Raw genomic sequence first — 12385 nt, 5'->3', positions numbered from 1 at the left:
GTGACGGACACCGCAGCGCGGGTGCTCATCGCCGCGGACAAGTTCAAGGGGTCGCTGACAGCCGTACAGGTCGCGGAGCGGGTGACGGCGGGGCTGCGCCGCGTCGTACCGGGCCTCGCCGTCGAGTCGCTGCCCGTGGCCGACGGCGGCGAGGGGACGGTGGACGCGGCGGTCGCGTCCGGGTTCGAACGGCGTGAGGTACGGGTCGCGGGACCCCTCGGCCGGCAGGTCACTGCGGCGTTCGCGCTGCGCGGTGACACCGCGGTCGTGGAGATGGCGCAGGCGAGCGGGCTGCACCGACTGCCGCTCGGCGTCCGCGCACCGCTGACCGCGTCCACGTACGGCTCCGGGGAGCTGCTGCGGGCCGCGCTGGACGCCGGGGCGCGCACCCTCGTGTTCGGGGTCGGCGGAAGCGCCAGTACGGACGGGGGCGCCGGGATGCTGTCCGCGCTGGGCGCACGGTTCCTGAACGCGAAAGGGGAGCCGGTGCCTCCGGGCGGTGGCGGCCTGGCGGCGCTCGCGCGCGTCGATCTGTCCGGTCTGGACCCACGGCCGGCCTCGGTGGACCTCGTTCTCGCGAGCGATGTGAACAACCCACTGACCGGGCCCACGGGCGCGCCCGCCGTGTACGGGCCGCAGAAGGGCGCCTCGCCCGACGACGTGCGGGCACTGGACGCGGCGCTCCGGCACTACGCGACGGTGCTGGAGCGGGCCGTCGGACCCCGGGCCGCGGAGTACGCGGTGTCGCCGGGCGCGGGGGCGGCGGGAGGTGTCGGGTACGGGGCGCTGCTGCTGGGCGCCCGCTTCCGGCCGGGCATCGAGGTCATGCTGGACGTGCTGGGCTTCGCGCCCGCGCTGGAGCGGGCGTCGCTGGTGATCACGGGCGAGGGCGCGCTGGACGCGCAGACGCTGCACGGCAAGGCCCCGGCAGGGGTCGCGGCGGCTGCGCGGGCGGCGGGCAAGGAGGTCGTGGCGGTGTGCGGCCGACTGGCGCTCACGCCGGAGGAACTGGCCCGGACCGGTATCCGCCGGGCCTACCCGCTGACGGAGGTCGAGCCGGACCCGGCGCGCTGCGTCGTCGAGGCGGGACCGCTGCTGGAACGGGTGGCGGAACGGATCGCCAGGGAGCACCTGAGTTGAAGCCTCGCACCGGCCGCACGGAGCACCTGGGCCGAGGCCGAACGGAACAAGCCGAGGCCGAACGGAACAAGCCGAGGCCGAACGGAACAAGCGAAGGGCCCCGGACCATCCCGGTCCGGGGCCCTCGGCCGAGCGCGGCGTGCGCTACGGAAGCTGTGCGGTCCGCGCCTCACGGCGGTTGCCGCGGAAGGTGTTCACCCGGCGAGCCGTTGCGAACAGCGGGATCACCGCGCCCATCACGAGCTGCAGGGCGCAGCCCGTCTGGAGGAGCAGCGTGCCGCTCGGCGCCTCGAAGGCCCAGGCCGCCAGCATCGCCATGCTCAGGACGATCCAGGAGAGCATCGCCACCGCGAGACGGCCGCGCGGCTTCGGGTACTCGACCCGGCTCACCATCAGCCACGCCGTGCCGATGATCGCCAGCAGCGTGGCGAAGAACGGCAGCTCCAGGAGCACGATCGAGACCACGGTGAGCGCGCCGAACGGTGAGGGCATGCCCTGGAACACGCCGTCCTTCATCGTCACGCACGAGAACCGGGCGAGTCTGAGCACCACGGCCAACAACACCACGATCGCTCCGACCGCGGCCACTCTCTGGTGCGCGTCGTCCGCCACCATGCCGTAGACCAGGACGAAGTACGCCGGTGCGAGACCGAAGCTGATCAGGTCCGAGAGGTTGTCCAGCTCCGCGCCCATGGGCGAGCTGCGCAGCTTGCGGGCGACCAGACCGTCGAAGAGGTCGAAGATCGCCGCGCAGAGCATGAGGATCACGGCGGTGGCGGCGGAGTGCCGGGCCATGCCGCCCGACTCGTCGCCGCCCGTCAGATGCGGGATCAGGATGCCGGTGGTGGTGAAGTACACCGCCATGAAGCCGCACGTGGCGTTGCCCAGGGTGAGGGTGTCCGCTATCGAGAGGCGGAGTGAGAGAGGCATCTCCTCCTCGTCGTCCACTCCGTCCGCCTCCGGCACCCAGCCGGCCTTGGTATCTGGATCAATCACGGTCAAGGCGAGTCACCCCAGCCACGGTCTTCTGGCCGACCTCGACCGCGACCTCCACACCCTCGGGCAGATAGAGGTCGACGCGTGAGCCGAAGCGGATCAGGCCGATACGGTCGCCCTGCTCGACCTTCGTGCCCTGGGGCACGTACGGGACGATACGGCGGGCCACCGCGCCGGCGATCTGGATCATTTCGATGTCGCCCAGTTCGGTATCGAAATGCCAGACTACGCGCTCGTTGTTCTCGCTCTCCTTGTTGAACGCCGGAACGAACCCGCCGGGGATGTGCTCGACCGACGTCACCGTGCCGGAGAGCGGCGCCCGGTTGACGTGGACATTGAGCGGGCTCATGAAGATCGCGACGCGGGTCCGTCCGTCCTTCCACGGCATGATGCTCTGCACCACACCGTCCGCGGGGGAGATGACCCGGCCCTGGGTGATCTCGCGCTCCGGGTCGCGGAAGAACCACAGCATGCCCGCCGCGAGTGCGGTGGCGGGTACGGCCACGGCCTTGGCGGCGCCGGAGCGGCGCGCCCGGGCCAGGCTGAGGGCTGCGGTGGCAACGGTCGGGAGAAGCCACGGCGATGCTCCGCGCGCGAGGCGTACGCTGACAAGGCTGTCGCGTGGTGCAGAGGTTTTGCTGTGGGGCATGGATGACCTTCGTAGCGGATGATGCCGCGCTTCAACGGGGGACGGCGGCTTTCCGGCGATCGTACCGGTCGCGCACCACAACTGGGCAAGCCAGGAAGCCGAGTCGGCGGCTGAAGAGTGTTGACGGGGTGTGATCTTCTTCGCGAAGAAAACACCCCGAATCGGTGCATCTAGCCCTGGAGTCGATACTCTTCGAGCAGTCGGCGGCCGATGATCATTTTCTGGATTTCGGCGGTCCCCTCACCGATCAGTAGCATCGGGGCCTCGCGGTAGAGACGCTCGATCTCGTACTCCTTCGAGAAGCCGTAGCCGCCGTGGATCCGGAAGGCGTCCTCCACGACCTCCTTGCAGTACTCGGAGGCGAGGTACTTCGCCATGCCTGCCTCAAGGTCGTTTCGTTCCCCCGAGTCCTTTTTGCGTGCCGCGTTCACCATCATGGCATGCGCGGCCTCGACCTTGGTGGCCATCTCCGCCAGCTTGAACTGGATGGCCTGGTGCTGGGCGATCGGCCGGCCGAACGTCTGCCGCTGCTGTGCATAGGAGACGCCCAGCTCGAACGCGCGCTGAGCGACGCCGCAGCCGCGTGCGGCGACGTTCACGCGGCCGACCTCGACGCCGTCCATCATGTGGTAAAAGCCACGCCCGGTGGTGCCGCCCAGGACGCTGTCGGCAGGAAGGCGCAGGCCGTCCATGATCAGCTCGGTGGTGTCGACGCCCTTGTAGCCCATCTTGTCGATCTTCCCGGGGATCGTGAGGCCGGGGCGGACCTCGCCGAAGCCGGGCTCCTTCTCGACCAGGAAGGTCGTCATCGACTTGTGGGGCGGCGTGCCCTCGGGGTGACCTTCGTCACTGCGGACGAGGACGGCCACCAAGGACGACGTACCGCCGTTGGTGAGCCACATCTTCTGGCCCGTCAGGACGTACTCCTCGCCGTCCCTGACCGCCTTCGACGTGATCGCCGAGACATCGGAGCCGAGCGCGGGCTCCGACATCGAGAAGGCGCCGCGGGTCTCGCCGAGCGCCATCTTCGGCAGATAGCGGTCCTTCTGCTCCTGCGTACCGTGCTGCTTGAGCATGTACGCCACGATGAAGTGCGTGTTGATGATGCCGGAGACCGACATCCAGCCGCGGGCGATCTCCTCCACGCACAGCGCGTAGGTGAGCAGCGACTCGCCCAGACCCCCGTACTCCTCGGGGATCATCAGACCGAACAGGCCCAGCTCCTTGAGGCCGTCGACGATCTGCTGCGGGTACTCGTCGCGGTGCTCCAGCTCCGTCGCGACCGGGATGATCTCCTTGTCCACGAAGTCGCGGACGGTGGAGACGATCTCCTGCTGGACGTCTGTCAGACCGGGGGTCTGGGCGAGGCGGCTCATCTCTACTTCTCCTGCGACTCGGGCTCCGGGCGGCCGGGCTGTTCGCCGCCGCGCTCCTTGATGTACGTCTCGGTGGGGACCATCACCTTGCGGCGGAACACGCACACCAGCGTGCCGTCCTGCTTGTACCCCTTGGTCTCGACGTGGACGATGCCGCGGTCGTTCTTCGACTTCGACGGCCACTTGTCGAGCACGGTCGTCTCGCCGTAGATCGTGTCGCCGTGGAAGGTCGGCGCCACGTGCTTGAGCGACTCGATCTCCAGGTTGGCGATGGCCTTGCCCGAGACATCGGGTACGGACATGCCGAGCAGCAGGGAGTAGATGTAGTTGCCCACGACGACGTTCTTGCCGAAGTCCGTCGTCTTCTCCGCATAGTTGGTGTCCATGTGGAGCGGGTGGTGGTTCATGGTGAGCAGACAGAACAGGTGGTCGTCGTACTCCGTGACCGTCTTGCCCGGCCAGTGCTTGTACGTCGCCCCGACCTCGAACTCCTCGTAGGTGCGTCCGAACTGCATGGTCCTCACGCCTCCGGGATCTCGAACGTGCTGGTGCGCCGCATACCGGCGGCACGGCCCTTGCCGGCGATGACCAGCGCCATCTTGCGGCTCGCCTCGTCGATCATCTCGTCGCCGAGCATCGCCGAGCCCTTCTTGCCGCCCGCCTCGGACGTGTAGTACTCGTACGCGTCCAGGATCAGCTCGGCGTGGTCGTAGTCCTCCTGGGACGGCGAGAAGATCTCGTTGGAGGCCTCGACCTGGCCCGGGTGCAGCACCCACTTGCCGTCGAAGCCGAGCGCGGCGGCACGCTTGGCGACCTCGCGGTAGCCGTCGACGTTGCGGATCTGGAGGTAGGGGCCGTCGATCGCCTGGAGGTCGTTGGCGCGGGCGGCCATCAGGATCTTCATCAGGATGAAGTGGTAGGCGTCCGCCGGGTAGCCGGGCGGCTGCTCGCCCACCACGAGCGACTTCATGTTGATCGACGCCATGAAGTCGGCCGGGCCGAAGATGATCGTCTCAAGACGTGGAGAGGCCGCGGCGATCGCATTGACGTTGTTGAGGCCCTGAGCGTTCTCGATCTGCGCCTCGATACCGATGCGGCCCACCTCGAAGCCCATCGTCTTCTCGATCTGCGTCAGCAACAGGTCGAGCGCGACGACCTGTTCGGCGCTCTGCACCTTCGGCAGCATGATGCAGTCGAGGTTCGGGCCCGCGCCCTCGACCACCGTCACGACATCGCGGTACGTCCACTCGGTCGTCCAGTCGTTGACGCGCACGACCCGCGTCTTGCCCGTCCAGTCACCCTCGTTGAGGAACTTGACGATGGTGTGCCGCGCCTCGGGCTTGGCGAGCGGCGCGCACGCGTCCTCCAGGTCCAGGAAGACCTGGTCGGCCGGGAGGCCCTGTGCCTTCTCCAGGAAGCGGGGGTTGCTTCCGGGCACCGCGAGGCAGGAGCGGCGCGGGCGCAGACGGTTGACCGGCGTTGTCATGCGGGGACCTCCAGAGGGTCGAGCTTGTTCGCTTTCCGGATCTCGTCGACGATACGGCCGATGATTCCGGTGATGTCGAAGTCCTTCGGGGTGAAGACCGCGGCCACTCCCACGGCCCTGAGCTGTTCGGCGTCGCCGTTCGGGATGATCCCACCGGCGATCACCGGGATGTCGGCCGCACCGGCCTCGCGCAGCCGCTCCAGCACGTCCGGCACGAGCTGCGCGTGCGAGCCGGAGAGGACGGACAGGCCGACCGCGTGCACGTCCTCGGCGAGGGCCGCGTCCACGATCTGCTCGGGCGTCAGCCGGATGCCCTGGTAGACCACCTCGAACCCGGCGTCGCGGGCCCGTACGGCGATCTGCTCGGCGCCGTTGGAGTGCCCGTCAAGACCCGGCTTGCCCACCAGGAAGCGGAGCTTGCCGACGCCCAGGTCGCGCGCGGTGGCGTCCACCGTGCGGCGGACCTCCGCGAGAGCCGTGCCCGCCTCGGGCGCCACCGCGACCGGCGCGGACGACACCCCGGTCGGCGCGCGGAACTCGCCGAAGACCTCCCGGAGCGCCCCGGCCCACTCCCCGGTCGTCACCCCCGAACGGGCGCACTCCAAGGTGGCCTCCATCAGGTTGCCGGTGCCCTTGGCGGCCTCCTTCAGCCGCTCCAGCGCCTTGCACGGGCGCGGATGGTTGAAGGGCGGCTGGTAGCGGGTGTCGCGCCAGCGCTGGAGCGAGGCGACGACCCGCGCCTCCACCGCAGGGTCGACCGTCTGGATCGCGGTGTCCAGATCGGCGGTGAGCGGGTTCGGCTCGGTCGTCTCGAAGATGTTGACGCCGACGATCTTCTCCTGGCCGGACTCGATACGGGCCCGGCGCTCCGCGTGCGAGGCGACGAGCTGCGACTTGAGGTAGCCCGACTCGACGGCGGCCATCGCGCCGCCCATCTCCTGGATCCGCTCGATCTCGGCGAGCGACTCCTCGACGAGAGCCGCCACCTTCGCCTCGATGACATGCGAGCCGTCGAAGATGTCCCCGTACTCCAGCAGGTCGCTCTCGTGGGCGAGCACCTGCTGGATACGCAGCGACCACTGCTGGTCCCAGGGCCGGGGCAGGCCCAGCGCCTCGTTCCAGGCCGGGAGTTGGACGGCACGCGCGCGTGCGTCCTTGGAGAGGGTCACGGCCAGCATCTCCAGCACGATCCGCTGGACGTTGTTCTCCGGCTGCGCCTCCGTCAGACCGAGGGAGTTGACCTGGACGCCGTAGCGGAAGCGGCGGTGCTTGGGGTTCTCGATGCCGTACCGCTCACGCGTGATCCGGTCCCATATCCGGCCGAACGCCCGCATCTTGCACATCTCCTCGACGAAGCGGACGCCCGCGTTCACGAAGAAGGAGATCCGGCCGACGACCTCGCCCATGCGCTCCTGCGGCACCTGGCCGCTGTCGCGCACCGCGTCCAGGACGGCGATCGCCGTCGACATCGCGTACGCGATCTCCTGGACCGGTGTGGCGCCCGCCTCCTGCAGGTGGTAGCTGCAGATGTTGATCGGGTTCCACTTGGGCATGTGGGAGACCGTGTACGCGATCATGTCCGTCGTCAGCCGGAGCGAGGGCCCCGGCGGGAAGACGTGCGTACCGCGCGAGAGGTACTCCTTGACGATGTCGTTCTGGGTCGTGCCCTGGAGCCGGGAGATGTCCGCGCCCTGCTCCTCCGCGACGACCTGGTAGAGCGCCAGCAGCCACATGGCCGTCGCGTTGATGGTCATCGAGGTGTTCATCTGCTCCAGGGGGATGTCCTGGAACAGCCGGCGCATGTCGCCGAGGTGCGAGACCGGGACCCCGACCCGGCCGACCTCGCCGCGGGCGAGGATGTGGTCGGGGTCGTAGCCGGTCTGGGTCGGCAGGTCGAACGCCACCGACAGACCGGTCTGGCCCTTGGCGAGGTTGCGCCGGTACAGCTCGTTGGACGCCTCGGCCGTGGAGTGGCCGGCGTACGTGCGCATGAGCCACGGCCGGTCCCGTTCGGTGCGTTCCTGCGCGCTCTGACGCTCAGTCATGATGCCTCGCCGACCTCAGATGTTCCGGAAGCGGTTGATGGCGTCGATGTGCCGGGCGCGCATCTCCTCGTCGCGCACGCCGAGGCCTTCGCCGGGGGCGAGGCACAGGACGCCGACCTTGCCCTGGTGGAGGTTGCGGTGCACGTCGTACGCGGCCTGCCCGGTCTCCTCCAGGGAGTAGACCTTGGAGAGCGTCGGGTGGATCCTGCCCTTGGCGACGAGGCGGTTGGCCTCCCAGGCCTCGCGGTAGTTGGCGAAGTGCGAGCCGACGATCCGCTTCAGGGACATCCACAGATAGCGGTTGTCGTACTCGTGCTGGTAGCCCGACGTCGAGGCGCAGGTGACGATGGTGCCGCCCTTGCGCGTGACATAGACGCTCGCGCCGAAGGTCTCGCGGCCGGGGTGCTCGAAGACGATGTCCACGTCCTCGCCGCCCGTCAGTTCGCGGATGCGCTTGCCGAAGCGCTTCCACTCCTTGGGGTCCTGGGTGTGCTCGTCCTTCCAGAACTTGTAGTCCTCGGCGTTGCGGTCGATGATCGCCTCGGCGCCCATCGCGCGGCAGATCTCCGCCTTGGCCGGCGAGGAGACGACGCAGATCGGGTTGGCGCCGCCGGCGAGCGCGAACTGCGTCGCGTAGCTGCCGAGTCCGCCGCTCGCGCCCCAGATCAGGACGTTGTCGCCCTGCTTCATCTGGGCGCCGTTGCGGGAGACGAGCTGCCGGTAGGCGGTGGAGTTGACCAGGCCGGGGGCGGCGGCCTCCTCCCAGGTGAGATGAGCGGGCTTGGGCATGAGCTGGTTGGACTTGACGAGCGCGATCTCGGCGAGGCCGCCGAAGTTGGTCTCGAAGCCCCAGATGCGCTGCTCGGGGTCGAGCATCGTGTCGTTGTGGCCGTCGGAGGACTCCAGTTCGACCGACAGACAGTGCGCGACGACCTCGGCGCCGGGCTTCCAGGCGTTGACACCGGGGCCGGTGCGCAGGACGACGCCCGCGAGGTCGGACCCGATGATGTGGTACGGCAGGTCATGGCGCCTGGTCAGCTCCGAGAGCTTGCCGTAGCGCTCCAGGAAGCCGAAGGTCGGCAGCGGCTCGAAGATCGACGTCCACACCGAGTTGTAGTTGACCGAGGAGGCCATGACGGCCACCAGGGCCTCGCCCGGCCCCAGTTCGGGCAGCGGCACGTCGTCCAGGTGCAGCGACTTGCGGGGGTCCTTGTCGCGGGTGGTGAGCCCCGCGAACATCTCCGTCTCGTCCTTGTGCACGGTGATCGCGCGGTACGACTCGGGCAGCGGCAGAGCGGCGAGGTCGGCGGACGTGGCCGTCCCCGACTGGATCGCGTCCAGGATGTCCTTCACGATGGTGCCTCCGGCGAAGTGGGGTCTCCCCGGTCGAACGGCGTCGAGCGGTGTCGAGAGCTGGGGGAAGTCTTGAGGGAGACGCTGAGGGTGACGTCGGTGTGCTGCGGGTGGAGGGTGCCGTCGGTTCGGCGGAGGTGGTGCTGTGGCAACGCTTGGTGGCGCGGAGGGTGCCTGTGACGCAGGCGTCCGGGCGCGCTCGCCCGAGGGCTTGCGGGGACAGCCGCCGTACGGAGGTTCTCTGTACGCCGGCCGCCCGGACACCCTCACGGTATGGCACGGCGTGTCACCCCGCAAGGCACTGGGTGCCAGAACTTGCTCTCAAATGAAATCTTTACCCGACAGATGAGCGATGATCGATCAAGGCGCGTCTGGGGAGCGCTCATGAGAACGGGCCGGTGGTGGCACTCAGTGCCACCACCGGCCCGTGGGTCGGACGGTCTTGCCCAGTGGGTCGCGGAACGCTACGCGCGGCCCTTGAGGGCCTGCTCGATGGCGCGCATGACCTCGTCGAGAGGCGTGTCGGTCCTCGTCACCGTCACCAGCACCTCGCCCTGCGTGAGCGCGGACGCCGACGTCGTACGGGGCGCGGTCTCGCGCCCGGCCCCGATCCCCGTGCCGAAGGTCTTGCGGACGATCGCGAAGGCGTGGTCGAGCTGGGTCTCCACGTCCCCCTGGCCGCCGGCCCGCAGCCAGCGCCGCAGGACGTGGTTGTGCGCGGTGACCACCGCCGAGGCCGCCACCTCCGCGAGCAGCGGGTCGTCGTTGGCGTCGTCGTCGTGCGCGTGCTCGTCGAAGTGGCCGAGCAGATAGCGGGTGAAGAGCCGCTCGTAGCGGGCGACCGAGGCGATCTCCGCCTCGCGCAGCGTCGGCACCTCGCGCGTGAGCTTGTAGCGCTGCACGGAGATCTCCGGCTGGGCCGCGTACATCCTCATGACTTCCTTGATGCCGCGGCACACCGTGTCGAGCGGATGCTCGTGCGCGGGCGCCGCGTTGAGGACCGCCTCGGCGCGGACCAGGGTGTCGTCGTGGTCCGGGAAGATCGCCTCCTCCTTGGAGCGGAAGTGGCGGAAGAAGGTGCGCCGGGCGACCCCGGCGGTCGCCGCGATCTCGTCGACGGTGGTCGCCTCGTATCCCTTGGTGGCGAACAGCTCCATCGCGGCTGCCGCCAGTTCTCGGCGCATCTTGAGCCGCTGGGCTGCGGCGCGAGAGCCTGCGGCACTCTCCGGTGCGTCGGACGCGGCTGGTGTACGTGAGGACTTGGCGGGCTGGGACATGCCCCGAACGTACTGCATGCGCGCCGGGTGATGTGCATGCCCGGGGATCCCCCCGCCTCGCGCGGGCGGGGGGTGGGCGGCCGGGTCGAGCAGTCCGCCCCAGTCGGCGCCCTTCCCGGGCCTGTCGCCGCGCCCGTCAGCGCTTGGCATATTCGCGGAAGCCGCGGCCGGTCTTGCGGCCGAGGCAGCCCGCGGCCACCAGATGCTCCAGGAGCGGCGCGGGCGCCAGGCCCGGGTCGCGGAACTCGCGGTGCAGGACCTTCTCGATGGCCAGCGAGACATCGAGACCGACCACGTCGAGCAGTTCGAACGGGCCCATCGGGTAGCCGCCGCCCAGCTTCATCGCCGCGTCGATGTCGTCAAGGGACGCGTAGTGCTCCTGCACCATCTTGATCGCGTTGTTGAGGTACGGGAACAGCAGGGCGTTGACGATGAACCCGGCCCGGTCGCCGCAGTCGACGGGGTGCTTCTTGATCGATGCACACAGGTCACGGACCGTCGAGTGCACATCGTCCGCCGTCAACACCGTACGGACCACCTCGACCAGCTTCATGGCGGGCGCCGGGTTGAAGAAGTGCATGCCGATCACGTCCTGCGGACGCGAGGTGGCACGGGCACAGGCGACCACGGGCAGAGAGGACGTGGTGGTGGCCAGGATCGCGCCCGGCTTGCAGACCTTGTCGAACGTGGCGAAGAGCTGCTGCTTGGCCGCCAGGTCCTCGGCGATCGCCTCCAGGGCCAGATCGACCCCGGCGAAGTCGTCGTAGGAGCCCGTCGGCCGGATCCGGTCCAGCGTCTGCGCGGCCGTCTCGGCCGTCATCCGGCCCTTGTCGACCGAGCGCGCGAGCGACTTGCCGACCCGCGCCTTCGCGGCCTGCGCCTTCTCCTCGGTGCGGGCGGCGAGGACGACGTCGTACCCGGCCTTGGCGAAGACCTCGGTGATCCCGGACGCCATGGTGCCGGAACCGGCGACCCCGACCGAGCGCACCGGACGGCCCGGCGCCAGGGCGGTACCGTCCAGCGGGGTCAGCGCGTCGCGCACCACGACCGCGCTGCCGGGGGCCTCGTAGGTGTAGAAGCCGCGCCCCGACTTGCGGCCGGTCAGGCCCGCCTCGCTGAGCTGCTTGAGGATCGGCGCGGGCGCGTGCAGCCGGTCGCGGGAGGCGGCGTACATGGCCTCCAGGACCGTACGGGCCGTGTCGACGCCGATCAGGTCGAGCAGCGCCAGCGGCCCCATGGGCAGCCCGCAGCCCAGCCGCATCGCGGCGTCGATGTCCTCACGGGAGGCGTACTTGGCCTCGTACATCGCGGCGGCCTGGTTCAGATAGCCGAACAGCAGCCCGTCGGCGACGAATCCGGGCCGGTCGCCCACCGCGACGGGCTCCTTGCCCAGGTCCAGGGCCAGATCCGTCACCGCGGTGACGGCCGCGGGCGCGGTCAGCACGGACGAGACGACCTCGACCAGGCGCATCGCGGGCGCCGGGTTGAAGAAGTGCAGCCCGAGCACACGGTCGGGGTGCGCCGAGTCGGCCGCGAGCCGGGTCACGGACAGCGCGTTCGTCCCGGTGGCGAGGATGGTGTCGGGCCGCACGATGCCGTCCAGGGCGCGGAAGACCTGCTGCTTGATCTCGTACGACTCCGGGACCACCTCGATGACCAGGTCGGCGTCGGCCGCCGCCGCCAGATCCGTGGACGTACGGAAGCGGGCGAGGGCGTCGTCGCGCTCCCGCTCGCCGAGGCGTCCGCGGCCGACGGCGCGGGCGAGGGACGTCTCCAGCGCGGCACCGGCCTGGGTGGCCGCGGCCTCGCTGACGTCGATGCCGATGACCTCGCGGCCGGCCCGGGTCAGCACCTCGGCGATGCCGGTGCCCATGGTGCCGAGACCGATCACGGCGACGGTCTTGAGAGGGGACAGAGGAGTGTCGGAGAAGGGAGTGGCCATCGCGGGACTCCAGAGATGAGGGGTGACGACTGAGAGATGCGCCTGGGTGCGTCAACGGACGTACACAGTGCGGAGGTTGCGGGTGTTCGCCGGGCCGACGAGCGCACACGCCCGGCATCGT

Annotated in this window: 10 protein-coding genes; 1 reads left to right on the top strand and 9 read right to left on the bottom strand. The window is 69.6% G+C overall.

The genetic code is table 11. The features are described 5' to 3' along the window. A complete protein-coding gene (locus tag NGF19_RS18130) occupies window positions 1-1140 on the top strand; it encodes a glycerate kinase (protein WP_252425992.1) in 1140 nt (379 codons plus the stop codon). A 144-nt stretch (window positions 1141-1284) separates the two neighbouring features. Here NGF19_RS18130 and pssA read toward each other — a convergent pair whose 3' ends face one another. The 9 genes from pssA to NGF19_RS18085 form a co-directional block, all read right to left on the bottom strand. Beyond that, the gene (pssA, locus tag NGF19_RS18125; RefSeq protein ID WP_252426021.1) at window positions 1285-2106 is read right to left on the bottom strand and encodes a CDP-diacylglycerol--serine O-phosphatidyltransferase; all 822 of its coding nucleotides are present in this window, start codon (window positions 2104-2106) and stop codon (window positions 1285-1287) included. Window positions 2107-2128: 22 nt separating this feature from the next. Further along, window positions 2129-2785, bottom strand: coding sequence for a phosphatidylserine decarboxylase (locus NGF19_RS18120; protein ID WP_252426020.1), 657 nt, complete (start codon window positions 2783-2785; stop codon window positions 2129-2131). 170 nt (window positions 2786-2955) lie between these two features. Next, on the bottom strand, window positions 2956-4161 hold the full coding sequence (locus NGF19_RS18115) for an acyl-CoA dehydrogenase family protein (RefSeq protein WP_252425991.1): 1206 nt from the start codon (window positions 4159-4161) through the stop codon (window positions 2956-2958). 2 nt (window positions 4162-4163) lie between these two features. Continuing rightward, on the bottom strand, window positions 4164-4676 hold the full coding sequence (locus NGF19_RS18110; RefSeq protein WP_252425990.1) for a MaoC family dehydratase: 513 nt from the start codon (window positions 4674-4676) through the stop codon (window positions 4164-4166). A 5-nt stretch (window positions 4677-4681) separates the two neighbouring features. After that, window positions 4682-5647: an HpcH/HpaI aldolase/citrate lyase family protein gene (locus tag NGF19_RS18105; protein WP_252425989.1), complete on the bottom strand. Its 966-nt coding sequence runs from the start codon at window positions 5645-5647 to the stop codon at window positions 4682-4684. Beyond that, window positions 5644-7692: an ethylmalonyl-CoA mutase gene (locus NGF19_RS18100; protein WP_252425988.1), complete on the bottom strand. Its 2049-nt coding sequence runs from the start codon at window positions 7690-7692 to the stop codon at window positions 5644-5646. Before NGF19_RS18100 ends, NGF19_RS18105 begins: the two co-directional genes overlap by 4 nt. A 15-nt stretch (window positions 7693-7707) precedes the next feature. Beyond that, the gene (ccrA, locus tag NGF19_RS18095; protein ID WP_252425987.1) at window positions 7708-9045 is read right to left on the bottom strand and encodes a crotonyl-CoA carboxylase/reductase; all 1338 of its coding nucleotides are present in this window, start codon (window positions 9043-9045) and stop codon (window positions 7708-7710) included. 464 nt (window positions 9046-9509) lie between these two features. Further along, window positions 9510-10322: a TetR family transcriptional regulator gene (locus NGF19_RS18090; RefSeq protein ID WP_252425986.1), complete on the bottom strand. Its 813-nt coding sequence runs from the start codon at window positions 10320-10322 to the stop codon at window positions 9510-9512. Between the two features lie 136 nt (window positions 10323-10458). Then, window positions 10459-12264, bottom strand: coding sequence for a 3-hydroxyacyl-CoA dehydrogenase family protein (locus NGF19_RS18085; RefSeq protein WP_252425985.1), 1806 nt, complete (start codon window positions 12262-12264; stop codon window positions 10459-10461). Window positions 12265-12385 lie beyond the last annotated feature (121 nt).

Source organism: Streptomyces macrolidinus, from assembly GCF_023887685.1.
GTDB classification, from domain to species: domain Bacteria; phylum Actinomycetota; class Actinomycetes; order Streptomycetales; family Streptomycetaceae; genus Streptomyces; species Streptomyces macrolidinus.
The sequence above is the reverse complement of the archived record's forward strand: the minus strand, read 5'-3'. Positions and strand labels throughout refer to the sequence as shown.

What these genes read in the sequence shown, in the direction of transcription:
- NGF19_RS18090 (WP_252425986.1), bottom strand. Translation starts at nt 10,322, where the DNA reads ATGTCCCAGCCCGCCAAGTCCTCACGTACACCAGCCGCGTCCGACGCA.
- NGF19_RS18105 (WP_252425989.1), bottom strand. Translation starts at nt 5,647, where the DNA reads ATGACAACGCCGGTCAACCGTCTGCGCCCGCGCCGCTCCTGCCTCGCG.
- NGF19_RS18110 (WP_252425990.1), bottom strand. Translation starts at nt 4,676, where the DNA reads ATGCAGTTCGGACGCACCTACGAGGAGTTCGAGGTCGGGGCGACGTAC.
- NGF19_RS18120 (WP_252426020.1), bottom strand. Translation starts at nt 2,785, where the DNA reads ATGCCCCACAGCAAAACCTCTGCACCACGCGACAGCCTTGTCAGCGTA.
- NGF19_RS18100 (WP_252425988.1), bottom strand. Translation starts at nt 7,692, where the DNA reads ATGACTGAGCGTCAGAGCGCGCAGGAACGCACCGAACGGGACCGGCCG.
- NGF19_RS18115 (WP_252425991.1), bottom strand. Translation starts at nt 4,161, where the DNA reads ATGAGCCGCCTCGCCCAGACCCCCGGTCTGACAGACGTCCAGCAGGAG.
- NGF19_RS18085 (WP_252425985.1), bottom strand. Translation starts at nt 12,264, where the DNA reads ATGGCCACTCCCTTCTCCGACACTCCTCTGTCCCCTCTCAAGACCGTC.